This window comes from Rhodopseudomonas pseudopalustris (assembly GCF_900110435.1).
Classification (GTDB): Bacteria; Pseudomonadota; Alphaproteobacteria; order Rhizobiales; family Xanthobacteraceae; genus Rhodopseudomonas; species Rhodopseudomonas pseudopalustris.
The window spans coordinates 151,554-178,330 of the sequence record NZ_FODT01000009.1; the positions used below are offsets into that span (position 1 = coordinate 151,554).

At 66.2% G+C, this 26,777-nt stretch carries 28 protein-coding genes; 14 read left to right on the forward strand and 14 right to left on the reverse strand.

Features of this window, described 5'->3' with window-relative positions; genetic code table 11:
* Window positions 1-30: 30 nt before the first annotated feature.
* Both BMY71_RS17845 and BMY71_RS17850 read right to left on the reverse strand, forming a co-directional pair.
* On the reverse strand, window positions 31-1,299 hold the full coding sequence (locus BMY71_RS17845; protein ID WP_092685510.1) for a type II toxin-antitoxin system HipA family toxin: 1,269 nt from the start codon (window positions 1,297-1,299) through the stop codon (window positions 31-33).
* Window positions 1,296-1,538 carry a helix-turn-helix transcriptional regulator gene (locus BMY71_RS17850; protein WP_035600045.1) on the reverse strand — a complete coding sequence of 81 codons (243 nt, stop codon included), beginning with the start codon at window positions 1,536-1,538 and terminating at the stop codon, window positions 1,296-1,298. Before BMY71_RS17850 ends, BMY71_RS17845 begins: the two co-directional genes overlap by 4 nt.
* 302 nt (window positions 1,539-1,840) lie before the next feature.
* Between BMY71_RS17850 and trbB the strand changes: the two genes are divergently transcribed.
* The 11 genes from trbB to BMY71_RS17905 are packed head-to-tail and all read left to right on the forward strand — an operon-like array spanning window position 1,841 to window position 11,404.
* Window positions 1,841-2,830 carry a P-type conjugative transfer ATPase TrbB gene (trbB, locus tag BMY71_RS17855; protein ID WP_011579855.1) on the forward strand — a complete coding sequence of 330 codons (990 nt, stop codon included), beginning with the start codon at window positions 1,841-1,843 and terminating at the stop codon, window positions 2,828-2,830.
* Window positions 2,827-3,159: a TrbC/VirB2 family type IV secretion system protein gene (locus BMY71_RS17860; RefSeq protein WP_011579854.1), complete on the forward strand. Its 333-nt coding sequence runs from the start codon at window positions 2,827-2,829 to the stop codon at window positions 3,157-3,159. The genes trbB and BMY71_RS17860 overlap by 4 nt, the downstream gene beginning before the upstream one ends.
* Window positions 3,159-3,440, forward strand: a complete 282-nt coding sequence (locus BMY71_RS17865) for a VirB3 family type IV secretion system protein (protein ID WP_011579853.1) — start codon at window positions 3,159-3,161, stop codon at window positions 3,438-3,440. The genes BMY71_RS17860 and BMY71_RS17865 overlap by 1 nt, the downstream gene beginning before the upstream one ends.
* Before the next feature lie 9 nt (window positions 3,441-3,449).
* Window positions 3,450-5,888 carry a conjugal transfer protein TrbE gene (gene trbE / locus BMY71_RS17870; RefSeq protein WP_011579852.1) on the forward strand — a complete coding sequence of 813 codons (2,439 nt, stop codon included), beginning with the start codon at window positions 3,450-3,452 and terminating at the stop codon, window positions 5,886-5,888.
* Window positions 5,885-6,646 carry a P-type conjugative transfer protein TrbJ gene (gene trbJ / locus BMY71_RS17875; RefSeq protein WP_086117941.1) on the forward strand — a complete coding sequence of 254 codons (762 nt, stop codon included), beginning with the start codon at window positions 5,885-5,887 and terminating at the stop codon, window positions 6,644-6,646. Before trbE ends, trbJ begins: the two co-directional genes overlap by 4 nt.
* Before the next feature lie 10 nt (window positions 6,647-6,656).
* A complete protein-coding gene (gene trbK-alt, locus BMY71_RS17880; protein ID WP_011579850.1) occupies window positions 6,657-6,938 on the forward strand; it encodes a putative entry exclusion protein TrbK-alt in 282 nt (93 codons plus the stop codon).
* Window positions 6,939-6,941: 3 nt separating this feature from the next.
* Entirely contained in the window at window positions 6,942-8,291 is a 1,350-nt protein-coding gene (gene trbL / locus BMY71_RS17885; protein ID WP_011579849.1) for a P-type conjugative transfer protein TrbL, read from the forward strand.
* Window positions 8,288-8,977, forward strand: a complete 690-nt coding sequence (trbF, locus tag BMY71_RS17890; RefSeq protein ID WP_011579848.1) for a conjugal transfer protein TrbF — start codon at window positions 8,288-8,290, stop codon at window positions 8,975-8,977. The genes trbL and trbF overlap by 4 nt, the downstream gene beginning before the upstream one ends.
* Window positions 8,974-9,954 carry a P-type conjugative transfer protein TrbG gene (gene trbG / locus BMY71_RS17895; RefSeq protein ID WP_092685512.1) on the forward strand — a complete coding sequence of 327 codons (981 nt, stop codon included), beginning with the start codon at window positions 8,974-8,976 and terminating at the stop codon, window positions 9,952-9,954. The genes trbF and trbG overlap by 4 nt, the downstream gene beginning before the upstream one ends.
* The gene (locus BMY71_RS17900) at window positions 9,951-11,150 is read left to right on the forward strand and encodes a TraB/TrbI/VirB10 family type IV secretion system protein (RefSeq protein WP_011579846.1); all 1,200 of its coding nucleotides are present in this window, start codon (window positions 9,951-9,953) and stop codon (window positions 11,148-11,150) included. Before trbG ends, BMY71_RS17900 begins: the two co-directional genes overlap by 4 nt.
* The gene (locus tag BMY71_RS17905; protein WP_092685514.1) at window positions 11,150-11,404 is read left to right on the forward strand and encodes a DUF2274 domain-containing protein; all 255 of its coding nucleotides are present in this window, start codon (window positions 11,150-11,152) and stop codon (window positions 11,402-11,404) included. The genes BMY71_RS17900 and BMY71_RS17905 overlap by 1 nt, the downstream gene beginning before the upstream one ends.
* Here the strand turns inward: BMY71_RS17905 and BMY71_RS17910 are convergent.
* Window positions 11,322-12,320: a LysR family transcriptional regulator gene (locus tag BMY71_RS17910; protein ID WP_011579844.1), complete on the reverse strand. Its 999-nt coding sequence runs from the start codon at window positions 12,318-12,320 to the stop codon at window positions 11,322-11,324. The genes BMY71_RS17905 and BMY71_RS17910 overlap by 83 nt on opposite strands.
* A gap of 411 nt (window positions 12,321-12,731) precedes the next feature.
* Between BMY71_RS17910 and BMY71_RS17915 the strand changes: the two genes are divergently transcribed.
* Window positions 12,732-13,007 carry a helix-turn-helix transcriptional regulator gene (locus BMY71_RS17915; RefSeq protein ID WP_011579843.1) on the forward strand — a complete coding sequence of 92 codons (276 nt, stop codon included), beginning with the start codon at window positions 12,732-12,734 and terminating at the stop codon, window positions 13,005-13,007.
* Here the strand turns inward: BMY71_RS17915 and BMY71_RS17920 are convergent.
* The 4 genes from BMY71_RS17920 to BMY71_RS17935 form a co-directional block, all read right to left on the reverse strand.
* Complete coding sequence (locus tag BMY71_RS17920; protein ID WP_011579842.1) at window positions 12,982-14,238, reverse strand: tyrosine-type recombinase/integrase; 1,257 nt, start codon at window positions 14,236-14,238, stop codon at window positions 12,982-12,984. The genes BMY71_RS17915 and BMY71_RS17920 overlap by 26 nt on opposite strands.
* A gap of 294 nt (window positions 14,239-14,532) precedes the next feature.
* Window positions 14,533-16,140, reverse strand: coding sequence for a glutamine-hydrolyzing GMP synthase (gene guaA / locus BMY71_RS17925; protein WP_092685607.1), 1,608 nt, complete (start codon window positions 16,138-16,140; stop codon window positions 14,533-14,535).
* A gap of 222 nt (window positions 16,141-16,362) precedes the next feature.
* Window positions 16,363-17,667, reverse strand: a complete 1,305-nt coding sequence (locus tag BMY71_RS17930) for an RsmB/NOP family class I SAM-dependent RNA methyltransferase (RefSeq protein ID WP_092685516.1) — start codon at window positions 17,665-17,667, stop codon at window positions 16,363-16,365.
* A 32-nt stretch (window positions 17,668-17,699) separates the two neighbouring features.
* Window positions 17,700-18,122 carry an MAPEG family protein gene (locus tag BMY71_RS17935; protein ID WP_092685518.1) on the reverse strand — a complete coding sequence of 141 codons (423 nt, stop codon included), beginning with the start codon at window positions 18,120-18,122 and terminating at the stop codon, window positions 17,700-17,702.
* 145 nt (window positions 18,123-18,267) lie between these two features.
* Between BMY71_RS17935 and BMY71_RS17940 the strand changes: the two genes are divergently transcribed.
* Entirely contained in the window at window positions 18,268-18,957 is a 690-nt protein-coding gene (locus tag BMY71_RS17940) for an acriflavin resistance protein (protein ID WP_244526097.1), read from the forward strand.
* Between the two features lie 10 nt (window positions 18,958-18,967).
* Here BMY71_RS17940 and BMY71_RS17945 read toward each other — a convergent pair whose 3' ends face one another.
* From BMY71_RS17945 to BMY71_RS17960, 5 genes are all read right to left on the reverse strand, one after another.
* On the reverse strand, window positions 18,968-19,993 hold the full coding sequence (locus BMY71_RS17945) for an NADP-dependent oxidoreductase (protein WP_092685520.1): 1,026 nt from the start codon (window positions 19,991-19,993) through the stop codon (window positions 18,968-18,970).
* Window positions 19,994-20,242: 249 nt separating this feature from the next.
* Complete coding sequence (gene guaB / locus BMY71_RS17950; protein ID WP_011502681.1) at window positions 20,243-21,739, reverse strand: IMP dehydrogenase; 1,497 nt, start codon at window positions 21,737-21,739, stop codon at window positions 20,243-20,245.
* Between the two features lie 187 nt (window positions 21,740-21,926).
* On the reverse strand, window positions 21,927-22,067 hold the full coding sequence (locus BMY71_RS24985; RefSeq protein ID WP_175557709.1) for a hypothetical protein: 141 nt from the start codon (window positions 22,065-22,067) through the stop codon (window positions 21,927-21,929).
* Window positions 22,061-22,372, reverse strand: a complete 312-nt coding sequence (locus BMY71_RS17955) for a hypothetical protein (RefSeq protein ID WP_092685522.1) — start codon at window positions 22,370-22,372, stop codon at window positions 22,061-22,063. The genes BMY71_RS24985 and BMY71_RS17955 overlap by 7 nt, the downstream gene beginning before the upstream one ends.
* A 54-nt stretch (window positions 22,373-22,426) precedes the next feature.
* Complete coding sequence (locus tag BMY71_RS17960) at window positions 22,427-22,675, reverse strand: hypothetical protein (protein ID WP_011502678.1); 249 nt, start codon at window positions 22,673-22,675, stop codon at window positions 22,427-22,429.
* A 150-nt stretch (window positions 22,676-22,825) separates the two neighbouring features.
* Between BMY71_RS17960 and BMY71_RS17965 the strand changes: the two genes are divergently transcribed.
* On the forward strand, window positions 22,826-24,301 hold the full coding sequence (locus tag BMY71_RS17965; protein WP_041805280.1) for an MFS transporter: 1,476 nt from the start codon (window positions 22,826-22,828) through the stop codon (window positions 24,299-24,301).
* 501 nt (window positions 24,302-24,802) lie between these two features.
* Here BMY71_RS17965 and BMY71_RS17975 read toward each other — a convergent pair.
* Together BMY71_RS17975 and BMY71_RS17980 are read right to left on the reverse strand one after the other, a co-directional pair.
* The gene (locus BMY71_RS17975; protein WP_092685525.1) at window positions 24,803-25,510 is read right to left on the reverse strand and encodes an RlmE family RNA methyltransferase; all 708 of its coding nucleotides are present in this window, start codon (window positions 25,508-25,510) and stop codon (window positions 24,803-24,805) included.
* A gap of 67 nt (window positions 25,511-25,577) precedes the next feature.
* On the reverse strand, window positions 25,578-26,648 hold the full coding sequence (locus tag BMY71_RS17980) for a Ppx/GppA phosphatase family protein (RefSeq protein ID WP_092685611.1): 1,071 nt from the start codon (window positions 26,646-26,648) through the stop codon (window positions 25,578-25,580).
* Between the last annotated feature and the right edge of the window lie 129 nt (window positions 26,649-26,777).

The window sequence follows — 26,777 nt, forward strand, 5'->3', positions numbered from 1 at the left end:
CCGACGATGGGCGGCTCTTTATCGACCGCGTCATCGCATGGCTCCCGCGATCGTCAAAGCACAGCGATCGGCGCGGTCACGGATCATGTTGGCAAACTGCTCGATAGCCGTTCGGTCCAACTCAGGGCGCGAAAGTTCCTCTGCGACTGCGGCTGCTTTCTCGAGGACCTCTTTGCTGATCTCCGCAACCCGTCGTCGTATCAGCGGCAGACCGAGACCTGTGTCCGCCGCGAACGCTGCCCACCCCTTCGCATCCAGTTCGGCAAGCGTCGCTCGTTTCCCGATCTTCATGGCAAATTTCGGCGAGAGATCGGGATAGGCAACTGTCGCAAGCAAATCATACAGCGGGGCTAGGCGTGGGCCTTCGTCGCCGTAGAGGATCGAAAAATTCTTGCCGTGTGCGTCGGCGTTCCCGGCGATCACATTTAAGATCACCGCATCGAGAAGCTTCAGCACATCGACAGCGGGCCTTGCGGCGACGCGGCGGAGCAGCGCGAAGCAATCCTTGAAGGTCGGCCCGCCTTCGCTCGCATATTTGGTCTCCGGTGGCACGCCGAGCGCCTGGCAGAAATCCTCCTGATGGATGCGGCGCACAAAGCCATCGTCGCCAATGAGGCGGTCATAGCGCTGGACCAGCAGAAACGTTCGATCCTGAACGATGCGGGCTTCTACCGGCGCGACATCGAGGCCGATGGCGGCAGCAAGGCGCATCACGAAGGCCTCGTTCTCGGTCGTGGCCGCGAAGCGGGATATCGGGGGCTTGAGAATATGCGTCGTGGGCTGGCCCGGAGCAGGCAACGCCACTGCGCCTTCCACCAGAACCACCGGCACCTTCGATTGGGCGCCAGCGAGAGAGAGCCGCAAGCCTTCCTCGCCCGCGAGCAATGGGCGGACGGGCAGCGCGTCCAGCACCCGGATCAGGCCCTCATCGTCAAGCGGGATTGGCCGTTGATCGGGGGCAGGAGCGGTCGGACCTTCGCCGGGCGGCAGAAGCTGGAGCGCGCCCGCCACATCGCCGCCGAGGCGATCAAGAAGGGCGAAATCATTGGCGCGCGACACGCCGAGTGCCTGAGCCGCGGCGTCGCGCTGGCTTTCCTCCGGCAAGAGACCGCCGAAAAATGGGCGGCACTCGCGACGACTGAACGGCTCCGTCCGCTTTGGCAGTGAGGCTGACAAGGGCTGCGCCGCCTCGTCGTCGAGCCAAGCCCGCGCATAGGCGAAGCCGAGTTCACCATGCTTGTCCTGCGTCAGCTGACCCACCAGGCGCCCGTCCCACCAGATATCGAGGGTGCGCGTCATCCCTTCCGCGCTCCTTTGGGATCGGGCGGCGGTGTGATATCGAGCGAGCAGCCCAACGCGGCTAGGACCTGAAGTGTCTTGCCGATCTGCGCGGTCGGCTTGCCCGCTTCGAGATCGACGATGAAGCGCAGGCCGACGCCAGCTGCGCCGGCAAGCTCGTCCTGCCGCAGGCCAGCGGCCTTGCGGGTTGTCCGGACAATGTCGCCGATCTCGGCGGTGGTGAGGTTGCGTCTGGCCATGATATTTACCGAACGGGAAAGTATCATGGATTTCTGAAGAATGTCTATAAGAATTTCCCGCTCGGGAAAGCTTGCGCCTCGGGGTAGCTCCTAGGTCTGAATTATTCCCGCTCGGGAAAACGCGCCGGTCGGGAGTCTCAGATGCTGCCGCGGCTCGACGCCAGTCCGCCGATCACCTGTCTTTCTTCGCCACAGTACGATGACCCCCTGAGCGTTGTTGCAACGCCCCAATTCCTGCCTTTCTTACTCATCCCCGATCCAGGGCCGCGCATCGCGCGGGCCCGCAAGCGAACGGGGACGACGTGGCGGTCAACCATCAGCAATCGGAAGCAGCCTCACGCGGTGCACGCATGCTGCGCACCGCGCTGGGGCCTGCGGTCGCCCGATTCCTGGAAGACCCCGCGATCGTCGAGGTCATGCTCAACCCCGATGGGCGGCTCTGGGTCGACCGGCTCTCTGACGGCCTGTCCGATACGGGGGAACGACTTTCGGCCGCCGATGGCGAACGCATCATCCGCCTCGTCGCCCATCATGTCGGTGCCGAGGTGCATGACCGACGGCCGCGTGTCTCGGCTGAACTGCCCGAAACCGGCGAGCGCTTCGAAGGCCTGCTGCCGCCGGTCGTGACGGCTCCGGTCTTTGCGATTCGCAAGCCTGCCGTCGCCGTCTTCACGCTCGACGACTATGTCGCCGCGGGCATCATGACGGCCGACCAGGCCGCCATCCTCCGGCAGGCGGTCGCAGCGCGCGCCAACGTCCTCGTTGCCGGCGGAACCAGCACCGGCAAGACCACGCTGACCAATGCCCTGCTGGCCGAGGTCGCGAAGACAACCGACCGCGTCATCGTCATCGAAGACACCCGCGAGCTGCAATGCAGGGCGCAGAACATCATCGCCATGCGCACCAAGGACGGCGTCGCGACCCTGTCCGACCTGGTGCGCTCCTCGCTGCGGCTGCGGCCGGATCGGATCCCGATCGGCGAGGTGCGTGGGGCTGAGGCGCTCGATCTCCTGAAGGCCTGGGGCACCGGCCATCCCGGCGGGATCGGCACGATCCACGCGGGCACCGCGCTCGGTGCGCTGCGCCGCCTCGAGCAGCTCATCCAGGAAGCTGTCGTCACCGTCCCCCGGGCGCTGATCGCCGAGACCATCGATCTGGTGGCCGTGCTCTCCGGCCGCGGCGCAGCGCGGCGTCTCGCCGAACTCGCGCGCGTCGAAGGGCTCGGGACGGACACCGACTACCGCCTTTCCCCCGCAACCCAGCCTCCCGACCCACAAGGAGAACCCGCATGATCCAACCTATCGCGCGCGGCCATCAGCGCCTCGCAACCGCCGCCACGGCGCTGACCCTGAGCTTTCTTCTGGCGCCCGCCGCCCATGCATCCGGCTCCTCGATGCCCTGGGAAGCGCCGCTGCAGTCCATCCTGCAGTCGATCGAGGGGCCGGTCGCCAAGATCATCGCGGTGATCATCATCATCGTCACCGGCCTGACGCTGGCGTTCGGCGACACGAGCGGAGGATTTCGGCGCCTCATCCAGATCGTCTTCGGCCTGTCGATCGCCTTCGCGGCGTCCAGCTTCTTCCTGTCGTTCTTCTCGTTCGGCGGCGGGGCGCTCGTCTGATGGCGGGCCTCCTGCATCATCCCGATGAAGTCGCGGGCTTCTCGGTTCCGGTCCACCGCGCGCTGACCGAGCAGATCCTGCTGGGCGGCGCACCGCGCAGCATCGCCATCATGAACGGCACACTCGCCGGCGCTGTCGGTCTCGGATTGCGGCTATGGCTGGTTGGTCTCCTCATCTGGGCGATCGGCCATTTCGCCGCCGTTTGGGCAGCAAAGCGCGATCCGCTCTTTGTCGAAGTGGGCCGCCGGCATCTGCGCATTCCGGGCCATCTCTCGGTGTGAGGCGTGGCCATGATGAACCTCGCCGAATATCGCCGAACCGCGACCCGCCTTGCAGATTTCCTGCCCTGGGCGGCGCTGGTCGGCGAAGGGGTCGTGCTGAACAAGGACGGCAGCTTCCAGCGCACCGCGCGCTTTCGTGGTCCCGATCTCGACTCTGCTGTGGCCGCCGAACTGGTGGCAGTCGCCAGTCGCCTCAACAACGCCTTCCGGCGTCTGGGCTCGGGCTGGGCGATCTTCGTCGAAGCGCAGCGCCACGAAGCCGCCTCCTATCCGGCAAGCCGCTTCGCGGACGCCGCCTCCGCCCTCGTTGATGCGGAGCGCAAGGCCGACTTCGAGGAAGCGGACGCGCATTACGAGTCGAGCTACTTCTTGACCTTTCTCTATCTCCCGCCTGCCGAGGACGCCGCGCGGGCGGAAACCTGGCTCTACGAGGGTCGCCAACAGTCCGGCGTCGATCCCCATGAAGCCCTCGCGGCCTTCATTGACCGCACAAACCGCGTCCTCCAGCTCGTCGATGGCTTCATGCCGGAATGCCGGTGGCTCGATGACGCCGAGACCCTGACTTACCTGCACTCGACCGTCTCGACGAAGCGCCACCGCGTCCGCGTGCCCGAAACGCCGATCTACCTCGATGCGCTTCTCGCCGTTGAGCCGTTGACCGGCGGCCTCGAGCCACGGCTCGGCGCCGCTCATCTGCGCGTGCTGACGATCAACGGCTTTCCGACGGCGACGACGCCAGGGATTCTCGACGATCTCAACCGGCTCGCCTTTCCCTATCGCTGGTCCACGCGGGCGATCCTCCTCGACAAGACGGACGCCACGAAACTGCTGACGCGCATCCGGCGGCAGTGGTTCGCCAAGCGCAAGTCGATCGCCGCAATCCTGAAGGAGGTAATGACCAACGAGGCCTCCGCACTCGTCGATACGGACGCTGCGAACAAGGCCGCCGATGCCGACATGGCCCTGCAGGAGCTTGGGGCCGACTATGCCGGTCAGGCCTATGTGACCGCCACGGTCACAGTCTGGGACGCCGATCCGCGCACCGCCGACGAGAAGTTGCGCCTCGTGGAAAAGGTGATCCAGGGCCGCGACTTCACCGCGATGTCCGAGACCATCAATGCCGTCGATGCCTGGCTCGGTTCGCTGCCCGGCCATGTCTACGCCAACGTCCGCCAGCCACCGATCTCCACTCTAAACCTCGCCCACATGATTCCGCTCTCGGCGGTCTGGGCCGGGCCGGAACGGGACGAGCATTTCGGAGCGCCGCCGCTGCTGTACGGCAAGACCGAAGGGAGCACGCCGTTCCGCTTTTCGCTGCATGTCGGCGACGTCGGCCACACACTGGTCGTCGGGCCGACAGGCGCGGGCAAGTCCGTGCTGCTCGCGCTCATCGCACTTCAGTTCCGGCGCTATCCGGGCAGCCAAGTCTTCGCCTTCGACTTCGGCGGCTCCATTCGCGCGGCCGCGCTCGCCATGGGAGGCGATTGGCACGACCTCGGTGGCAGCCTGACGGACGGCGCCGCGTCGTCGGTCTCCCTCCAGCCACTCGCACGCGTTCACGAGACCCATGAGCGTGCCTGGGCAGCCGACTGGATTGCCGCCATCCTTGCCCGCGAGAGCGTCACGATCACGCCGGAAGTGAAAGAACATCTCTGGACGGCGCTGACCTCGCTGGCGTCCGCGCCGATCACAGAGCGCACGCTGACGGGCCTCGCCGTCCTCCTCCAGTCGAACGATCTCAAGCAAGCGCTGCGCCCCTTTTGCGTCGGCGGTGCCTACGGACGGCTGCTGGACGCCGAAGGCGAGCAGCTAGGGGAAGCTGCGGTCCAGGCCTTTGAAACCGAGGGGCTGATCGGCGGCGGCGCGGCGCCGGCGGTCCTCGCCTATCTCTTCCATCGGATCGGCGACCGTCTGGATGGACGGCCCACGCTCCTGATCGTCGACGAAGGCTGGCTCGCGCTCGACGATGAAGGCTTCGCGGCGCAACTGCGCGAATGGCTGAAGACGCTGCGCAAGAAGAACGCGTCGGTCGTCTTCGCCACGCAATCGCTGGCCGACATCGATGGGAGCGCGATCGCTCCGGCCATCATCGAAAGCTGCCAGACGCGCCTTTTGCTGCCGAACGAACGCGCGATCGAACCCCAGATCACCACGATCTACCGGCGCTTCGGCTTGAACGACCGCCAGATCGAGATCCTCAGCCGGGCCACACCCAAGCGCGACTATTACTGCCAGTCGCGGCGCGGCAACCGGCTGTTCGAGTTGGGGCTCTCCGAAGTCGCCCTCGCGCTCTGCGCGGCATCCTCGAAAACTGATCAGGCCGCCATCGAGGCGATCCTCGCCGAGCATGGCCGCGACGGCTTCCTGTCCGCCTGGCTGCGCGCCCGCGATGTCGGATGGGCCGCCGACCTCATTCCCGATCTCACCAACCTGGAGCCCAAGCCATGATGATCCGACGCTCTCGCGCGGCGCTGTTCGCCGCAACCATCCTGTCGCTGCCCGTCGCCTTCTCGCCCGTGTTCGTGACCCCGGCAGCGGCGCAGTGGGTCGTTTATGATCCGACCAACTACGTCCAGAATGTCCTATCGGCCGCGCGGGCGCTCGAGCAGATCAACAACCAGATCCAGAGCCTCCAGAACGAAGCGCAGATGCTGATCAACCAGGCCCGCAATCTCGCGAGCCTGCCCTATTCCTCGCTTCAGCAGCTCCAGCAATCGGTGCAGCGCACGCAAGCGCTTCTGGGTCAGGCACAGCGCATCGCCTTCGACGTGCAGCAGATCGACCAAGCCTTTCAGAGCCAGTACAGCAACATCTCGCTGTCCACTTCGGATCAGCGTCTCGTCTCCGATGCACGATCGCGCTGGCAGAACACGGTCGGCGGCCTTCAGGACGCGCTGCGCGTGCAGGCCGGTGTCGTCGGCAATATCGACACCAACCGCGCCGAGATGGCGGCTCTGGTCGGGCAGAGCCAGGGTGCGACCGGCGCGCTTCAGGCAACCCAGGCCGGCAACCAGTTGCTCGCATTGCAGGCGCAGCAACTCGCAGACCTGGTCGCTGTGGTCGCTGCGAACGGCCGAGCGCAGGCGCTTGTCGATGCCGAGCGAGCCGCAGCCGCCGAACAAGGCCGTGAACAGCGCCGCCGGTTCTTGACGCCCGGCTCCGGCTATCAGCCCGGCAACGCCCGGATGTTCCCGAACGGCAACTGAGGACAGCAGGATGGACGGCAAGACGCTGGCCCGCCTGGGCGCAATCATCTTCGTCTCCGTCGCGATCACGGCAACGGCGATCGAGATGACCCGGAAAGAGGAAAGGCCAGCGGCTCGGCCGACGCCCGTGCTTGAGGAGGCGCCGGACCCGCTGCGCGAGGGCCAGCGTCGGTGCCAGCAGATGGGGGAAGCCGCCGCAAGGGACGGCGAGTGTCTGCGCATCTGGGCCGAAACCCGCGACCGTTTCCTTGGCACCCGCACCGCGCCGCGACGCGCCGACGAAGGGCGGTGAGCCATGGGCGGCAGCGGCGTCATCGACAATTTCCTCGGGGTCTTCACCTCCTACATCGACAGCGGATTCGGCCTGCTCGGCGGCGAGGTGGCGTTCATCGCGACGACGCTGATCGTCATCGACGTCACGCTGGCCGCCCTGTTCTGGAGCTGGGGCGCGGACGGCGACATCATCGCACGCCTTGTGAAGAAGACGCTGTTTGTGGGCGTCTTCGCCTACATCATCGGCAACTGGAACAACCTCGCGCGGATCGTCTTCGAAAGCTTCGCCGGCCTCGGACTTCAGGCGTCTGGCACCGGGTTTTCCATCCAGGACCTGATGCGCCCGGGCCGGGTCGCGCAGACGGGTCTCGATGCGGCGAGGCCGCTGCTCGAATCCATCTCAAACCTGATGGGCTGGATCGCCTTCTTCGAAAACTTCATCCAGATCGCCTGCCTGCTCTTCGCCTGGGCGCTGGTGCTGCTCGCCTTCTTCATCCTCGCCATCCAGCTCTTCATCACGCTGATCGAATTCAAGCTGACCACCCTGGCCGGCTTTGTCCTGATCCCGTTCGGCCTGTTCGGGAAGACCGCCTTCATGGCCGAGCGCGTGCTGGGAAACGTCATCTCGTCAGGGATCAAGGTACTGGTGCTCGCCGTCATCATCGGCATCGGCTCGACTCTGTTCAGTCAGTTCACGGCAGGATTCGGCGGTCAGCCACCGACCATCGACGACGCGATGGCCGTCGTATTGGCGGCGCTGTCGCTTCTCGGTCTCGGCATATTCGGTCCGGGTATCGCCAACGGCATCGTTTCCGGCGGCCCGCAACTCGGCGCAGGCTCCGCCATCGGCACCGGCCTCGTCGCGGGCGGCGCAGCCATGGCTGCCGGCGGCGCGGCCGGGCTCGCCCTGCGCGGTGGCGCGAGCGCCATTTCCGGCGGCGCCGCCGCCATGCGCGGTGGAGCCACCGCGGCGGGAGCCGCCTCTGCTGCCTACAGTCTCGGTTCCCTCGGCCAGTCGGGCGCTGCCGGCGTCGCGTCGGGCCTCGGCGGCGTCGCACGAGCGGCCGGCGGCGCGGCAGCCTCTCCGCTGCGCCGGGCCGCGCAAAGCGTTCGCTCGAGCTTCGCCGACGGCGTCAAAAGCGGCTTCGGAGCCACCGGCGGTTCCTCGAGCATGGGAACGGTCGCGAATGATGCCGGTTCGGCCGCACCGGCAGCCACAGGCTCTGCCGCCAGCCCGCCGGCTTGGGCGCAGCGCATGCGACGTGGGCAGACCATGAGCCACGGCGTCACGCTCGCGGCACACGCGATCCGATCGGGCGACAGCCACGGCGGCGGCTCTTCCATCAATCTCTCCGGAGGCGACCGCACATGAGCTTCTTCAAGCGACCCGCAACCCACTATGGAAAGACGCCCGGGCCCGAGACGCCGTATCAGCGCGCGGCGCAGATCTGGGATGATCGAATCGGCTCAGCGCGTGTCCAGGCCCGAAACTGGCGGCTCATGGCCTTCGGCTGCCTGATCCTCTCCGCCGGCTTCGCTGCCGCGCTGGTCTGGCAGTCGGCGCGCGGGACCATCGTCCCGTGGGTGGTGCAGGTCGACAATCTCGGCCAGGCGCAGGCGGTCGCGCCAGCGCAGGCCGACTACCGCCCCACCGACCCGCAGGTGGCCTGGCATCTGGCGCGGTTCATCGAGCAGGTCCGCTCGATCCCGGCCGACGCCATCGTCGTGCGGCAGAATTGGCTGCGCGCCTACGAGTTCACGACCGATCGCGGCGCGGCGGCCCTCAATGACTTCGCCCGCGCCAACGATCCGTTCACCCGCGTCGGGAAGCAGCAGGTGTCGATCGAAGTGTCGAGCGTTATCCGCGCGTCGCCTGACAGCTTCCGCGTCGCCTGGACCGAACGCCAATACGAGAACGGCCAGCTCTCCACGACACAACGCTGGACAGCCATCCTGACCATCGTGATCCAACCCCCACGCGACGCAGAGCGGCTGCGGGCCAATCCGCTCGGAATCTACGTCAACGCCATCAACTGGTCTCGGGAGATGGGGCAATGAGAGATCATCTCCGCCGATCCGCGAGCCGCAGCTTCCGTCTATCCGGCTCTGCGCTTTTGCTGATCTCCGGATTGGCGCTGGCCGGCTGCGCGACCAACCGGCCGCCACAGGTCAGCTACGACGCCGATGTGCCGCCGCTTCCCCCTGTGCCGGCTGCCGTCACGGAGGCGCCACCAAGGCCGCTTCACACACCGCCCGCCTGGACACCCGCGCGCGGTGGCGCTGCCGCAGGGACGCCGGCGGGCCGCGTGGAGAATGCCAACGCCGCCGCGCGCGTCGAACCACGCCGCGAGGGGTATTACAACTCGATCCAGATCTATCCCTGGAGCGAGGGCGCGCTCTATCAGGTCTATGCCGCTCCCGGGCAGATCACCAACATCGCGCTGGAACCAGGCGAGAGCCTGACCGGCGCCGGCCCGATCGCTGCGGGCGACACAGCGCGCTGGATCATCGGCGACACCGAGAGCGGCTCGGGGATCACTCGCCGCGTCCATGTTCTCGTGAAGCCGACACGGCCAGATATCACGACCAATCTGGTCGTGACCACCGACCGTCGCATCTACATGATCGAGCTGCGCTCGGGCGAACGCCCTTATATGCCGGCCGTCGCTTGGGCCTATCCCCAGCCGCCCGCCTCGCAGAGACAGGCAGTGCCCGCTACGCCAGTGCTCCCGGCCGTTGCGGCACGGAACTATCGCTACGGCCTCACGGGCGACACGCCGCCGTGGCGGCCAATCTCGGTCTACGACGACGGGCGCCGCGTCTATGTCGAGTTCCCGCGTGGGATCGTTCAGGGCGAGATGCCGCCGCTCTTCGTCATCGGCGCAGATGGCGAACCGCAGATCGCCAACAGCAGGATCCACCAGAACATACTGATCGTCGACCGCCTGTTCGGCGCCGCCGAGCTCCGTCTCGGCAGTGGCGAGCGCCAGCAGACGGTCCGGATCGTTCGCACCGATGGGAGGCCCGCGTCATGAGCGAGCGCGACACGCCCAACGAAGCCGACGCACCGCTGGTCGGCACACCGCCCGACGATGCCGCTGCGCCCATGCGGCTGCGCGCCGAACCGCCCCGGGTCACCCGACTGTCGCGAAAGGTGCTGGGCGGTATCAGTCTCGTCGCCGCCCTCGGGGTCGGTGGCGCGCTCATCTATGCGCTTCAGACGCGCAGTATCGGCCCTGGCAGTGAGGAGCTTTACTCCACGCAAAATCGGCGAACCGCGGACGGGCTTGCCGGCCTGCCACGCGACTACACCGGCCCGGTGCTCGGGCCTCCGCTGCCCGGAGATCTGGGGCGACCCATCCTCGATGCGCAGAATCGTGGCCAGCCCGTCACGCCGCCGATGGCGGCAGCGCCCACCGTCGATCCGGTTGAGCAGCGCAGGCGCGCGGAAGAAGAAGCTGCCCTAACGAGCCGCGTCTTCTTTCAGACGGAGGCGCGCGTCGCAGCTCCGATTGCGACAGCTGGCGGACCAGGCAGCCCGAGCCTCTCTGGGCTAGGTCTTCCGGGCCAGCCGGGGGCAGCGACGGCGCAGGATCGCCAGCTCGCGTTCCTGAATGCGGGCGTGGACCGCCGCACGGTCTCGCCAGATCGCGTGATGGGTCCGGCGTCGCCCTATGTGCTTCAGACCGGCGCCGTCATCGCCGCGGCCCTCATCACCGGCATCCGATCCGACCTGCCGGGCCAGATCACTGCGCAGGTCACGGAGCATGTCTACGACAGCCCGACCGGGCGCATCCTGCTCGTCCCACAGGGCACGCGGCTGATCGGCGAGTACAGCAACGATGTCGGCTTCGGTCAGCGCCGGGTGCTGCTCGTCTGGAAGCGGCTCATCCTCCCGAATGGCCGTTCGATCGTCCTGGAACGTCAACCCGGAGCCGACGCGCAAGGCTATGCGGGTCTCCAGGATGGCGTCGACTATCACTGGTGGGATCTCGCCAAGGCTGCCGGCCTGTCGACACTGCTGTCGGTCGGCGCCGAACTCGCCGTTGACGATCAGGATCGGCTGCTCCGGGCGATCCGCAACGGCGGGCAGGACACCATCAACGATGCAGGGCAGCAGATCATCCGTCGGCAACTCAATGTCGCGCCGACCCTGACGATCAGACCGGGGTTCCCCGTGCGCGTCATCGTCACCCGCGACCTCGTGCTCGAACCTTATGGAGGGTTGTGATGACCAAGCTGAAGCTCGGCCCGATCATCGACGACAAGCCGGTCAAGGTGACGATTGAACTCCCTGCGCCGCTGCATCGGGACCTCGTCGCCTACGCCGCAGCACTCGGCCGCGAACAAGGCCAGACCATCGGCGACCCGATGAAGCTGATTGTGCCCATGCTCGAGCGCTTCATTGCAACCGATCGGGGGTTCGCCCGCGCGCGCCGCGATGGCAGTCAACGTGCGGCACGCGCCGATGCTCAGGGCGCATGAGCCGTTGCCGGGCGAACCAAGCGTCATCTCGCTCCGAGAAAGACTTTGCCAGCGCCAGCAGGCGCTCGAGGTTCCGATTGAGCGCCCCTCGCGGGTGGACAGCACCATAGCGGAGAACTGCATCCTCGATCAGGCGAAAAGTGATGCCTGGCACTCCGTGACGTACATGCGCGCTACCTGCGATGGTGACGCCGTCCCCATGCGCGACGATCTGCATCAGAGATTCCCGAGTGACGGACAATTGCTCGATCTGGAGGTCTCCGGGCGAAGTCTGGAGGTTTCGCATCAGGTAACCCTTCGCGAAATCGCCGGTCGGTAAATCAGTCACCACAAAGTGCCGATCACGCAGGTCATCCCAACGGAGCGCCTTCTGATCGGCGAGTGGGTCGCCGTCCGGCAATGCCGCGTACACGGGCTCGGCCCACAAATGCGTCACGTCAAAGCCCTTCCCGGGCGAAGCTTCGGCGACGACACCGACATCAAGCTGCCCCCGCCGCACGGCCGCGATAAGTTCGGGACAGCTGCCCTCGCTGAACCGCAGCTTGACCCCCGGGCGGTCACCCCGAAAGGCCCCGAAGAGCTCAGACAGAAAGCCCATGGTCAGAGGCCCGAACACGCCGATCCGAAGATGCCGTCCTCTGTTCGCCACCGTTCTTGCGCCGTCGAGCGCCGATCCGATCTGGCGAGCCCCAGGGGCGGCCTGATTCAGGAATTGTTTGCCGATGTCCGTCAGGTCGACGCCGGCAGGATGACGGCGGAACAGCTGTGCGCCGATCTCATCCTCGACATCCCGGATGCGGCGGCTGATCGCCGACTGCTCGACACCGAGATCTTGCGCCGCGCGCCGGAAGCTGCCGCTTTCCGCGGCGGCGATGATGTAGCGCACATGGCGCAGCTCGATCTTCGATCTCGGCACGATGGTTCCCCAAGATGCAAAGGTCTTTGCAAACGTAGCCCCGTCAGCCCCCGAGAACTGTTCCGATCAGATTATGGGTCTTCTCCGTCTCCTCGCTACCGCCGCCCACGAAATCCTTAAGTGTCACACATCGACTGTTGCTACGTCGCTAGCGGACTTCCGGATCGCATCTCGCCGGTGCAAGCAGTAAATGGTGCGTGATCTGAACAGCGCAATTAAGGCGCGGAACGCGTGCGGCGAGTCGTGCAGATTCTGTGGGCTGACGGATGTCCGGCCGCGCTGTCAGGACTGAAAATGACCCGCCGATTTCTACGCCAGAGCCCGAAATTGCCGCACGCCACTCGGGAGGGACTTCCGGCATCGGCACCTATCGTTCTCAATCGCCAGCGACAGCCGCTGAGGAGATTGGGTATGGGTCAGAGCGAGCCTTTGGAGATCAGGAAGACCATCCGGCGGCACCAACTGCGCGAGATGGTGCCCCTGGCTGACAGCACAATCTACGAGATGGAGCAGCGCGGCGAATTCCCACGCCGCTTCGCGCTGTCGCCGCGCTGCATCGTCTGGGACCTCGCCGAGGTCCACGCCTGGTTGCTGGCGCGGCGCGCGAAGCCAATCCCTCGCGCACAGCATCCCGATGTCACCAAGCGCAAGTCCCGCCCAGTCAAAGGGCAGGATCGAGCGCGATAGACGGCATGATTGTCGGCAGCAGCGTCGGAACATACTTCCGCCCCTCGACCCAGGCATCGACGGTGTCGGCCCATTCCTGCATCATGTGGCGACGCTGAACCTCGTATTCGGCCTTGTTGTAGACGCCGCGTGATGAACGCCCGTCCTCGTGCGCCAGGCACTTTTCGATCCAGTCGCGGTTGAAGCCCAGCTCATTGAGGAGCGTCGAGCCCGTGCGGCGCAGGTCATGCACGGTGAACGGCTCCAGCGGCAGCCCCTCCTTCTTGGCCTGTTCGACGACAGCGTAAGTGACCCGGTTGAAGGTCGCCCGCGACATCGGCGCATCCGCATCGTAGCGGGAAGGCAGCAGATACCGGGAATTACCGGCGCAGGTCTTGAGCGCGATCATGATGTCGAGGGTCTGCCGGCACAGGTAGACGTTGTGCGGCTTCGATCGCTTCATGCGCTCCTTCGGGATCGTCCAGACGGCGTTTTCGAAATCGACTTCATCCCAGACCGCGTCCTGCAGTTCGCTCTTCCGGACCATGGTGAGGAGGTAGAGCTTCATGCCGAGCCGGATCGTCGGCAGCGTCGCGACATGCTCCAGTTGCTTGAGCATGATGCGGATCTCGGTCGGCGAAAGCGCCCGGTCCTTGGGCGTGAACGTGGCAATCGAAGCCGGACCAACGTCATCGGCCGGGTTCGCGACCTTCTCGCCGTGGAGGATGGCGAAGGCGTAGATCTGCTTCAGGATATCCCGCACATGGATGGCCGTCGCGGGCGCGCCCCGTTCCACGATCTTGGCGCAGTGGGCGCGCAGGTCATCAGGCGTGATTTCGGTCAGCAAACGGTTCTGCCAGACCGGCTTGAGTTCACGCTCGAATATGGCGCGGCGCATGGCGCGCGTACTGTCCGCCATGGGCGCGCCCGTCAGCCACTTCTCGCCGAACTCGCCGAAGCTCTTGGCCTCCTTGATCCGGCGCTTCTCCCGCTGCTTCTCGATGGCGGGGGACTGCCCCTCGGCAATCATGCGTTTCGCGTCCAGGCACAATTCCCGCGCCCGGGCGAGCGAGATCCCATCTCGGGCGTACTTGCCGAGATGGACGGTCTCCCGCCTGCCGTTCAGCCGATAGTCGAGCCTGAACGAGATGCCGCCTGTCGGCGCGACACGCACATACATGCCGTCACGATCGGTCACCTTGTACATTTTGGCTTTTGGTTTCAGGCACTTGAGTGCCGCATCCGTCAACATTCTGGGCCTCCTCGCGGAAAAGTACCGTCACGCGGTTTTTGAAGGCTTTTGACGGGAATATCTGTTTATGTTCAGCGTGTTAGGCTGAAAAAAGTACCGTCATTAGCCTCGGTCGCTATGACGGTACTTTCGATTTTCCGGATGATCAACGGGGGCAGGGTCCGTCAGCGGGCACGACAGACGCGTTTGATGCCCACCGATAGCTCTCGATAGGTCTCGGCTGAAATATTTTTGTTTTTCAGGTGGTTACGTCGTATTCTGGCGTAGTTTCGGATAGCCTCGGATGGGCAAAAATTATTCCCACTCGATCGTCCCCGGCGGCTTGCTCGTGATGTCGTAGACTACGCGGTTGACGCCCTTGACCTCGTTGATGATGCGGGTGGCGGTGGCGCCGAGGAAGTTCATGTCGAAGGCGTAGAAGTCGGCGGTCATGCCGTCGGTCGAGGTCACGGCGCGCAGCCCGACGACGTATTCGTAGGTGCGGCCGTCGCCCATCACGCCGACGGTCTTCACCGGCAGCAGCACCGCGAACGCCTGCCAGATCGTGTCGTACAGACCGGCCTTGCGGATCTGATCGATATAGATCGCGTCGGCGTTGCGCAGAATCTCCAGCTTTTCCGAGGTGATCTCGCCGGGGCAGCGGATCGCCAGCCCGGGACCCGGGAACGGATGGCGGCCGACGAACACGTCCGGCAGGCCGAGCTCGCGGCCGAGCGCGCGGACCTCGTCCTTGAACAATTCGCGCAAGGGTTCGACCAGCTTCATGTTCATGCGTTCGGGCAGACCGCCGACATTGTGGTGCGACTTGATCGTCACCGAAGGCCCGCCGGTGAACGACACGCTCTCGATCACGTCGGGATACAGCGTGCCCTGCGCCAGAAAATCCGCGCCGCCGACCACCTTGGCCTCGGCGTCGAACACGTCGATGAACAATTTGCCGATGATCTTGCGCTTCTGCTCCGGGTCGGTGACGCCTTTGAGCGCGCCGAGGAACGTATCAGCCGCGTCCACATGCACCAGCGGGATGTTGTAGTGGTGGCGGAACAGGTCGACGACGGACTTGCCCTCGTCCTTGCGCAGCAACCCGTGATCGACGAACACGCAAGTGAGCTGATCGCCGATCGCCTCGTGGATCAGCACCGCGGCGACCGCCGAGTCGACGCCGCCGGACAGGCCGCAGATCACCTTGCCCTGCCCGACCTGAGCGCGGATCTTCTCGACCGCCTCCTCGCGGAAGGCGCGCATCGTCCAGTCGCCGGTAAGGCCCGCCACCTTGCGGACGAAGTTGCGCAGGATTTTCGCGCCGTCCGGCGTATGCACCACCTCGGGATGAAACTGCATCGCGTAGAACTTGCGCGAATCGTCGGCGATCACCGCGATCGGCGAGCCCGCCGCCTTGGCGACGCCGCGGAAGCCCTCGGGCAGTTTGGTGACGCGGTCGCCGTGGCTCATCCAGACGTCGTACTGGCCGCCCTTCTGCCAGACGCCGTCGAACAGCGCGCAGTCGTCGGTGATCTCGATCGTGGCGCGGCCGAATTCACGATGATGCCCGCCCTCGACGGTGCCGCCGAGCTGCGCCGCCATGGTCTGCTCGCCGTAGCAGATGCCGAGCACCGGGACGCCGGCCTGAAGGATCGCCATCGGCGCCTTGGGCGCGTCGGCGTCCAGCACCGAGGCCGGCCCGCCGGACAGGATCACGGCCTTCGGCTTCATCTCGGCGAAGGCGGCTTCGGCCTTCTGGAACGGTACGATCTCGGAATAGACCCCCTCCTCGCGGACGCGGCGGGCGATCAATTGCGTGACCTGCGAGCCGAAATCGACGATCAGGATTTTTTCGTGGATCGCGGCGACGTGCGGCGAGGAATCGGCGGCGGAAGCGGAGAATGTGCTGGGGGCTGTCATGGGCAGCAGATACGCGACCGCAGCCCGGCTCGCAACCGGGAAAAACAGGCGCAGCGGCCGACATCCATTGCCAGCCTCGTTCACCCCGTCGTCCTGAGGCGCCGCCGCGAAGCGGCGGCCTCGACGGATGCTGGCCTGCGCCCCGAGCCCGCGACGCCGTCGCCCTTCGAGGCTCCAGCCGTGCGCAAGGCGCTCAGCGCTCTCCCCTCAAGGTGACGGCTATCAAGCGCCCGATTTGCGCAGCACGCTCACAAAGAACCCGTCGGTGCCGGTCCGCAGCGGGGTCATCAGCAGGCCCTCGGGCGTGGTCCGGGTGGCGGCCAGGAAATCCTCAGCCTTGTCCCACAACGCGGCGGCGACCTCGGCGGGCGGGGTCACGGCAAACTCCGGGTGGCCGGCGACGAAGGCCTTGACCTGCCCGCCATTCTCCGCCGGCAGCACCGAACAGGTGACATAGGCGATCCGCCCCCCCGGCTTCACCAAAGTGGCGGCCCGGGCCAGCACCTCGGCCTGGTCCTTCAGCCGGATTTCCAGCGCGCCCGGCCGCATCCGCCATTTCGCGTCCGGGTTGCGCCGCCAGGTGCCGGTGCCGGTGCACGGCGCGTCGACCAGCACCAGATCGGCGGAGGCGTGGATGTCGGCCAGCGGGTCGGCCGGCCCCTTCGGGGCGCGGATATCGCAATTATGCACGCCGGCGCGCGACAGCCGCTCGTGGATCGGCGCGAGCTGGCGCTTGTCGGAGTCGGTCGCGATCAGCCGCCCCTTGCCCTGCATCATCGCCGCCAGCGCCAGGGTCTTGCCGCCGGCGCCGGCGCAGAGGTCGATCACCTGCTCGCCGGGCTTTGCGGCCGACAGCAGCGTCGCGAGCTGCGAGCCCTCGTCCTGGACCTCGACCGCACCCTTGATGAAGTCCTGCTCGGCCTGCACGCCCGGATTGCGGGCGTCGGCGCCGAGTTCGATCCGCAGCCCCAGCGGCGACCACGGCGTCTCGCTGGCGCCGAGATGCGCCAACGACGCCAGAACCTTCTCCCGCTTCGCCCTCAGCGTATTGACCCGCAGATCGAGCGGCGCCCGGCTCGCCATGGCGGTGGCCTCCGCCACGCGGTCGTCGCCGAACATTTCGATGAAGGCGCCGTCGAGCCATTCGGGATAATCGCCAGCGACGTGCGGCGGCGCGCCGTCCAGCGTGCGCCCGGACAAGGCGGCATGCTCGACGTCGGACAATGGCTGCGGCGAAAACCGGCCGCCGTCGCACAGCGCCGCGATCGCGTCAGGCGTCATGGCGCGCTCGACCTTGAGCATCCCGAGGACGCGCGAGCGCGCGCTGTCGTCGTCCATGATGAAGGCGCTGGAGGCGCGGCGGCGCAGCACGTCCCAGACCAGGCCGGCGATCGCAGCACGATCGCCGGAGCCGGCGTAGCGATGCGCGGTCCCCCATTCCTTCAGGGCCTTGGCGGCGGGAATCCGCTGGCCGTCGATGGTGGCGATCAGGTCGATGGCTGCGGACAGCCGTGCGGCGGGGGTCATTCAGATCTTTCAGTTCGAGTAGCAATCAGCGGTCAGATCAGCAGCAGGATACGCAGGGCGAAGTAGATCCACATCGCCATCAGCACCAGCGCTCCTGCCAGCCACACCGGGCCGCGGCGCCGGATGTCGTTCGAGGTGACGAAGACGCCGGCATGGGCGAAGCGCGCGACCACGAACACCCAGGACAGCAGCACCATCACCAGATCGACGTGCCGCAACGGCAGCGCCAGCGCAATCAGCAGATAGAACAGCACCGGCAGCTCGAACTGGTTGCGCAAGCAATTGCCGAACTGGGTGACGCGGTCCGGCCACGCCTGCTGGCCGAGCGCGACGTCCCGCATTTTGGTCTGGCCGGAGGCGATTGCCTTGGTGCGGGCGGCGAAGGTGCCTAACATCAGCGCGAAGGTCAGCCCGATCAGGACGAACACCGGCAGCAGCACCATCTGGACCGACATGGCGGAGCCCTCCCCTGATTGGCCTGCTTCGCTATAGCGACCGCACCCCATCATGACAATCGATCGGCCGGTTTGAACCTGCATGGCTGCATCGGAGACCCACGCCTGACGAGGTTCCGGTCCATTCGAGCCGAGTAACGGTGTCATGTCGTATTTTTGGGCGGGTGTGACGGCTGTGATCGAGACGATGGGCGGCGGCGTCACCGCTGTCGTGAGCGCAGCCGTGCAGTTGTTCGGGCTGACCTCGGACGCCCCGGACGGCGCGGCCGGTCTCACAACCTCGGCATTGGCTGGCGCCGCCGCTGCGCTTGCTCTGGCGATCGCGCTCAAACTGTATTTCAGCCGCCGCGAGCGCACCACGCGCGACATCCTCAGGGATGGCGCGACGATCAGTGTCGTGATCGGGCTCGTTTGCTTCGTCGCCTACGACATGCGGCACGCGGCGCTGGACTATCTCGGTCTCAACGGTTCCAAACCCGCGGTGGAGTTCGAGATCCGGTTGCCCGCCTCGGCCTTCGCCGCGCTCGGCCGCGACGCCCAGATCGAGTTGCACACCGACCGCAACCAGACCATCGGCCGACTGCAGAGCACCGCCATGGTCGACGACGGCCATCCGGTGCTGCGCGGCTCGGTACCGATCGACTTCCGAACCGCAGATCGGATGGTGATCCTGAACCTGCCCGGCGAGGGCCAGCATCTGTTCAAACTGAGGCTCGCCGCCAACCCGAGCCGCACCGCGGTGTTCGGCCCGTGGCATCTCGCGGACCGCGTAACGTCGCCGAACAAGCCCGAGGCTCCGCGCGACGCCACCGCGATCCGCTATCGCGTGATGTAGCGGAACGCGGTTACGCGCGATCCGGCCCGATGCGAACGAGTTGCTTGCCGAAATTGGCGCCCTTCAGCAGGCCGATGAACGCTGACGGCGCGCTCTCGACGCCCTCGGTGACGAACTCGCGATACTTCACCTTGCCGTCGCGGACCCACTCCGACATATCCCGCAAGAACTCCTGACGCCGTCCCGCGAAATCGCTGACGATGAAGCCGCGGATGGTGAGCCGCTTGGTCAGCACATGACGCATCATCGCGCCCGCCCATTTCGGCGTCGGCGGCGCTTCGAAGGCGTTGTACTGCGCGATCAGGCCGCACACCGGAATGCGGGCGAAAGCGTTGAGCAACGGAAACACCGCCTCGAACACCTCGCCGCCGACATTCTCGAAATACACGTCGATCCCTTTCGGACACGCCGCCTTCAGCTTGGCGGCGAGGTCCGGATCGCGGTGGTCGAGGCAGTCATCGAAGCCGAGCTCGTTCTTGACGTAGTCGCATTTCGCCTTGCCGCCGGCGATGCCGACCGCGCGCGCGCCCTTGATTTTCGCGATCTGTCCGACCGCGGAGCCGACCGCGCCGGAGGCCGCGGCGACCACGACGGTCTCGCCTTCCTTCGGCTGGCCGATGTCCAGCAGCCCGGTGTAGGCCGTCATGCCCGGCATCCCGAGCACGCCCACTGCGGTCGAGATCGGCCCGAGCGACGGATCGATCTTGCGCAGCGGCTTCGGATCGGCGAGCGCGTGGGTCTGCCAGCCGGCATGCGCCAGGACGATATCGCCCTTGGCGAAGCCCGGGCTGTTGGAATCGAGCACCTCGCAGACCGTGCCGCCTTCCATCACGCCGCCGACAGGCACCGGCTGGGCATAAGACGGTCCGTCGCTCATGCGGCCGCGCATATAAGGGTCGAGCGACAGCCAGATCGTGCGCAGCAGCACCTGCCCCTCGCCCGGCGCCGGCACGTCAAACTCCTCGAGACGGAAATTCGCCGCCGTCGGCTCCCCAGTCGGACGCGAGGCAAGAACGATACGCTGACCCTTGGACATGCTGTTTCCTTGTTGTTGTTGGTTGTTGTTGATTGGGAACGATTGGCGCGACTTTAAGCGAGGCTATCGCATTCGCCAACTGCGGCGGGCATGATTCACGCCGGCGGCGCTTTGACGGCGCCGACCCAGTCCGCGTTCGTCATTCCGGGGCGCTCACGAGTGAGCGAACCCGGTATCTCTCTTGATAACAACTTCGGGATTCCGGTTTCGCGCGTTTCACGCGCGCCCCGCAATGACCGCCAATTCAGCTCACACCCCGCCCGGATAGTTCGGGCTCTCGCGGGTGATGACGACGTCGTGGACGTGGCTTTCGCGCAGGCCGGCGCCGGTGATGCGGACGAAATCGGCCTTGTCGTGAAGTTCTGTGAGCGTGCGGGCGCCGACGTAACCCATCGCGGCGCGCAGACCACCGGCGAGCTGATGGACGACATTGCCGACCGGACCCTTGTAGGGCACCTGGCCCTCGATGCCTTCCGGCACCAGCTTCAGCGTGTCCTTGATGTCCTGCTGGAAGTAGCGGTCGGCCGAGCCGCGCGACATCGCGCCGACCGAGCCCATGCCGCGATAGGCCTTGTAGGAGCGGCCCTGCCACAAGAACACTTCGCCGGGGGTTTCGTCGGTGCCGGCGAGCAGCGAGCCGACCATGGCGATGTCGGCGCCAGCGGCGAGCGCCTTGGCGAGGTCGCCGGAATATTTGATGCCGCCGTCGGCGATCACCGGGATATCGGCCTTTTTCGCCGCCTCGACCGCGTCCATGATCGCGGTGAGCTGCGGCACGCCGACGCCGGCGACCATCCGCGTGGTGCAGATCGAGCCCGGGCCGATGCCGACCTTGATGGCGTCGGCGCCGGCGTCGATCAGCGCCTGCGCGCCATCGCGTGTCGCGATGTTGCCGGCCACGACCTGAACCGCGTTGGAGAGCCGCTTGATCCGGTTCACCGCCTCGAGCACGCGGGCCGAATGGCCGTGCGCGGTGTCGACCACGATGACGTCGACGCCGGCCTCGATCAGGGCCTCGGTGCGTTCAAAGCCGCCTTCGCCGACGGTGGTGGCGGCGGCGACGCGGAGGCGGCCCTGCGCGTCCTTGCTGGCCAGCGGATGCGCGACCGCCTTCTCCATGTCCTTGACGGTGATCAGGCCGACGCAGCGATATTGATCGTCGACCACCAGCAGCTTCTCGATGCGGTGCTTGTGCAGCATCCGCTTGGCCTCGTCCTGGCTGACGCCCTCGCGCACCGTCACGAGGTTCTCGTGCGTCATCAGTTCCGAGACCTTCTGCGACGGGTCGGTCGCAAAGCGCACGTCGCGGTTGGTCAGGATGCCGATCAGCTTGCCCGGGCCGCGGCCCTCGGCGCCGGTCACCACCGGGATGCCGGAGAAGCCGTATTGGTTCATCAGCGCCAGCGCGTCGGCGAGCTTGGCGTCGGGGCCGATGGTCAGCGGATTGACCACCATGCCGGATTCGAATTTCTTGACCTGGCGGACCTGCGCGGCCTGGCCCTCGGGATCGAAGTTGCGATGAATGACGCCGATGCCGCCGACCTGCGCCATCGCGATCGCCATCCGCGCCTCGGTCACGGTGTCCATCGCCGAGGCGATGATCGGGACATTCAACGGGATCGCCCGGGTGATGCGGGACCGGATGTCGACCTCGGACGGCATCACGTCGGAGGGGCCTGGCTTCAGCAACACGTCGTCGAACGTGTAGGCTTCGCGAAATTGCTGAGATCCGTTCAATGAAGCCATTGCCAACTCCGTTCAGCGGCCGGTTGCGCCGCGTTCAAACTCGGGAGACGGGAGCCGCGTTCGGCGCCACAGCAGCAGCGCCGTCGAATCGAGCCCGTCGGTAGGGTTGGCGGTGGTCGATAGCATGGCGGTATGACGAATCAAAGGGGCAAAGCCTGTCCGGCCCAATCCGCCCCCCAGACATTGCTCAACCGGCCGCGAGCGAGCCGAAAACCACGGGAACATCAGGGATTTCCACGATCGTGTCCCGGGCTGCGCGCAGCACCTGCCAGATTTGGCGTTGCGGCTCGGGCAGAACTTCGAGCTTGGGCTCAAAGGTCCTCAGCATCGAATGCTCTCTCGGGAGGCGTTTTCCGGCAATGCCCGCCCCGTCGCGCGCTGCAGGCGACCGCGCCAGAACTCCCACGACCGCGGGTCGATCCAACCGGGCTCGGCGCTCAGCATGGCGTCAGCCAGCGCGTCGGAGCCCAAATTCCGCTCGAGCTCGAGGCCTTCGGCGAAGGTTGCAAAGCTCATCGCCTGCGCCAACAGGCGCGCCTCGGAGCGCGGCACGGCTCCGATCGGCTCCCACCAGAAATACTTCCGTTCGAGATCGGAAGCCAGTTGAGGCGGAAGGCGCAAAGCGAGGGTCATCGAGCCGAATTATAGCACATCACCAAATCGGTTGCGAACCGCCTCGCTCGCCACTCAGCGCCGGTAGGCCGGCGGCGCGCCGTGCTCGCGGATCGCCTCGACCACCTCGCGGTGCATCCGCTTTTCCCGCTCCATCCGGACCGCGATCAAAGCGTGCAGCGACGGCAGCAGCAGCAGCGGCTGGAAGATCAGGCCGAGAATGACGCAAACCACCAGCAGCACCAGATTGAACACGGCCGACAGCGGCTGGCCGTTGAGCAGCAGGCCGAGCGGCGGCAGGAAAGCGGCAAGCAGGTAGATCATCGGCGGAACTCCCTCAAGACGTGGGCTCCGGCAAAGGGCTTTCGGATGCGCGCCGGTCACGCAAGATTTAGGTGCTGAGAGGCCGTCCGCAATAGCGGGAGCTGCGACCGGATGGTACACGCGGGGCTCCCGCCCCGGCCGAAATCCCGCATGAACAAAGAACGACTGATCCCGCTGATCGTGGCCGCCGCGTTGTTCATGGAGAACATGGACGCCACCGTGATCGCCACCTCGCTGCCGGCGATCGCGGCCGATATCGGCACCTCGCCGCTGACGCTGAAGCTCGCGATCACCTCCTATCTGCTGTCGCTCGCGGTGTTCATCCCGGCCTCGGGCTGGACCGCCGACCGGTTCGGCGCCCGGACCGTATTCTCGGCCGCAATCGCGGTGTTCATGGTCGGCTCGATCGGCTGCGCGCTGTCGAGTTCGATCACCGATTTTGTCGCCGCCCGCATCCTGCAGGGGCTGGGCGGCGCGATGATGACTCCGGTCGGACGGCTGGTGCTGCTGCGCTCGATCGACAAGAGCGCGCTGGTCAGCGCGATGGCGTGGATGACCTTGCCCGCGCTGATCGGGCCGGTGATCGGGCCACCGCTCGGCGGCTTCATCACCACCTATTTCTCGTGGCACTGGATCTTCCTGATCAACATCCCGATCGGCCTTGTCGGCATCTTCTTCGCGCAACGCTACATCGACCCGATCCGCAGCGAGAATCCGGAACGCTTCGATCTCTACGGGCTGGTGCTGGCCGGAATCGGGCTCGCCGGGATCGCCTTCGGCCTGTCGGTCGCCGGGCTCGGTCTGCTGCCTTGGCCGATCGTGACCGGACTGATCGCGGTCGGCGCGATCTCGATGACGCTCTATCTGCTGCACGCCCGCCGCACCGCCTCGCCGGTGCTGGATTTCTCGCTGATGCGGCTGACGACGCTGCGGGCCAGCATGATCGGCGGTTTCCTGTTCAGGCTCGGAATCGGCGCGCTGCCGTTCCTGCTGCCGCTGTTGATGCAGATCGGCTTCGGGCTGACGCCGTTCCAGTCCGGCCTCGTCACCTTCGCCTCCTCGGCCGGCGCGATGGGCATGAAACCGCTGGCGGCGCGGATCATCCGCACCTTCGGCTTCCGCAACATCATGACCATCAACGCGCTGATCAGCTCGGTGTTTCTCGCCGCCTGCGCGCTGTTCACGCCGGCGACGCCGCTGCTGCTGATCATGATCATCCTGCTGGTCGGCGGCTTCTTCCGCTCGCTGCAGTTCACCGCCATCAATACCGTGGCTTATGCCGAGGTTCAGAGCGCACAGATGAGCCGCGCCACTACGCTGGTCAGCGTCGGCCAGCAACTGGCGATCTCGGCCGGCGTCGCGATCGGCGCGTTCTCGGTCGAGACCACCATGGCGTGGCGTCACACCACCACGCTCAGCGCCGATGATTTCGCCCCGGCCTTTATCGTGGTCGCGGTGATGGCGGCGCTGTCGGCGTATTTCTTCTGGCGGATGCCGGACGACGCCGGCAGTGAGATTTCGGGGCGGAAGGCGATCGAAATCTCGAGCAAAAAAGCCGCGGCCGGCGCCGCGGCCAAGACGGCGAGCGAAGAAACCCAGGATGCGCGCGATCAGAGATTGGGTTAGCGCCGGCAGACGATCACGACCGGATGGTTCGTCCGCCCGGACAGGGCCCGGATATTCCGTCCCGTGCTAGCTCAGAGCCTCCCTGCCCCTGTCGTTCGGCTTGCTGTGCCGGACCGCCAGGCGCAGCACATCGCTGCAGATCGGGCACCGGAAATGCGGCACGTCGAACTTTGCGTTCGCGTGCTCGACCGCAACCAGTTCGCGATCAACGCCGCACCCTCGGCACATCGGAGTCGGGATATCCATGCCTGTCGCCGATTCGTGAATGAGAATCGACCGACCGTATTGGAATTGAGGTCATCAACTCTGTAAATTGATACCAGACGCTGAAATTGACTCATTAATTAACTGCAATGTCTGCAAGTAATTCCCAACACTACAGCATGATACCGAGAAGTGAGCGTCGGATCTCGGAAAACATCACGCGCCGACAACAAACTGGAGCTGGACGACGATTCGAAGGTAACTCATCCTGCTCGACGGCTTCGTCGCCCGTCGCCGTCACTCATCGACTGTTTCAGGGGCCACGATTGGCACACCGCGAAATCCCATCGCCAGCACGTAGCGCTCCGATGAATCCTTGCGGCTGGCCGCCGGCTTGACGTGCTTCACCGTGGCGAAGTCGCGCTTGAGCTGCGTCATCAGCGTCGCGTCGGCGCCGCTCTGAAACACCTTGGCGACGAAGGTGCCGCCGGGCTTCAGCACTTCGCTCGCGAACTGCGCGGCGCTCTCGACCAGACCGACGATACGAAGCTGATCGGTCTTGCGATGCCCGGTGGTGTTCGCAGCCATGTCGCTCATCACCACGTCGGCGCCGCCGCCGAGCATCTCGCGAAGCCGATCCGGCGCGGCGTCGTCGAGAAAATCGAGCTGCGCGAAAGTCACGCCGGGGATCTCCCCCATCTCCAGCAGATCGATCGCGATCACCTTGCCGCGGCCGTCCGCAGCGCCGACCCGCTTGGCGGCGATCTGGCTCCAGCCGCCGGGCGCCGCGCCGAGGTCGGCCACGGCGAGACCCGATTTGAGGAAATGATACTTGTCGTCGATCTCGAGCAGCTTGTAGGCGGCGCGCGAGCGATAGCCGTCGCGCTTGGCCTGCGCGACGTAAGGGTCATTGAGCTGGCGCTCGAGCCATAGCTTCGACGACAGCTTCATTCTGCCGGCGCTTTTGACGGTGACGCGCATCCGTCCTGTGGTGTCTTTGGCCATGGTCCTGCCTATTTGTTCGCGCCGCGTGCTTAGCAGACCGGTGCGGAAAGACCAGTGAAACCACGGTTCAGGCGGCGCCGAGCACGCCGTCCTCGCGCATCATCTCGACCAGCATGCCTTCGCGCAGGCCCCTGTCGGCGACCCGCAGCCGCGGCAGCGGGAACGCGGCGCGCACGGCGTCGAGGATCGCGCAGCCCGCCAGCACCAGATCGGCCCGTTCCGTGCCGATGCAATGGTTCTGGGCGCGGTCGTGATAGCTCATGCTGCGCAGCCGGTCGATCGTCATCGTCAGTTCGTCGTCGCTCATCCAGATCCCGTCGACGCGGCGGCGGTCGTAGCGGATCAGATCGAGATAAAGCCCCGCCAGCGTCGTCACCGTGCCGGAGGTGCCAAGCAGATGCAGGCCGCCGAGGTCGCCGCCGTGCTCGGCGGCAAACGGCGCGACATGCGCCGTGACCTCGTCGATCATCGCCGCATAGGTCTGCGGCGTCACCACCTTGCCGCCGAACTGCTCGGCCAGGGTCACCACCCCGAGCGGGATCGACATCCACGCCTTGATCCGCGGCGCCAGGTCGGGCCGCGCCGGATCGCGCGCGAGCCGCACCAGCTCGCTGGAGCCGCCGCCGATATCGAACAGCACCGCGCCGCGGCCGGTCGGATCGACCAGCGGCGAGCAGCCGATCGCGGCGAGCCGGGCCTCGGTCTCACGGTCGATGATCTCCAGCCGAATGCCGGTGGCGTGGGCGACCTTGTCACAAAACTCGTCGGCATTGACGGCAGCCCGGCAGGCCTCGGTCGCAATCAGCCGCAGCCGCTTCGCCTTGCGCTGCCTGATCTTGTCCTGGCAGATCGCCAGGGCGGAGATCGCCCGCGCAATCGCGGCGTCGCTGATCCGTCCGGTGACGGACACGCCCTCGCCGAGCCGGATGATCCGCGAGAACGAGTCCACCACGCGAAAGCTGTCGCCCGCCGGCCGCGCGACCAGCAGCCGGCAGTTGTTGGTGCCGAGATCGAGCGCAGCATAGACGCCGCCGTGCGGCGCCATCGAACCGTGCTCATCCTCGGCGATCGCAACATGCGCGTGGTGCGGAGCTTCGCACGGCGCAAGGCCGCTCCGAAGCCGCGTCTCCTCATTCATCAATTCGGTCTTTCGTGGCCCGTCCGGCCGACGTCGAAATCATGCTCACAGAAAGTTTAGCAGCGCACAGCCGTGGCGCAACCCATCCGCACGGCCCGCATGCCGTATCGTGCGTTGTCGGACTGGCGC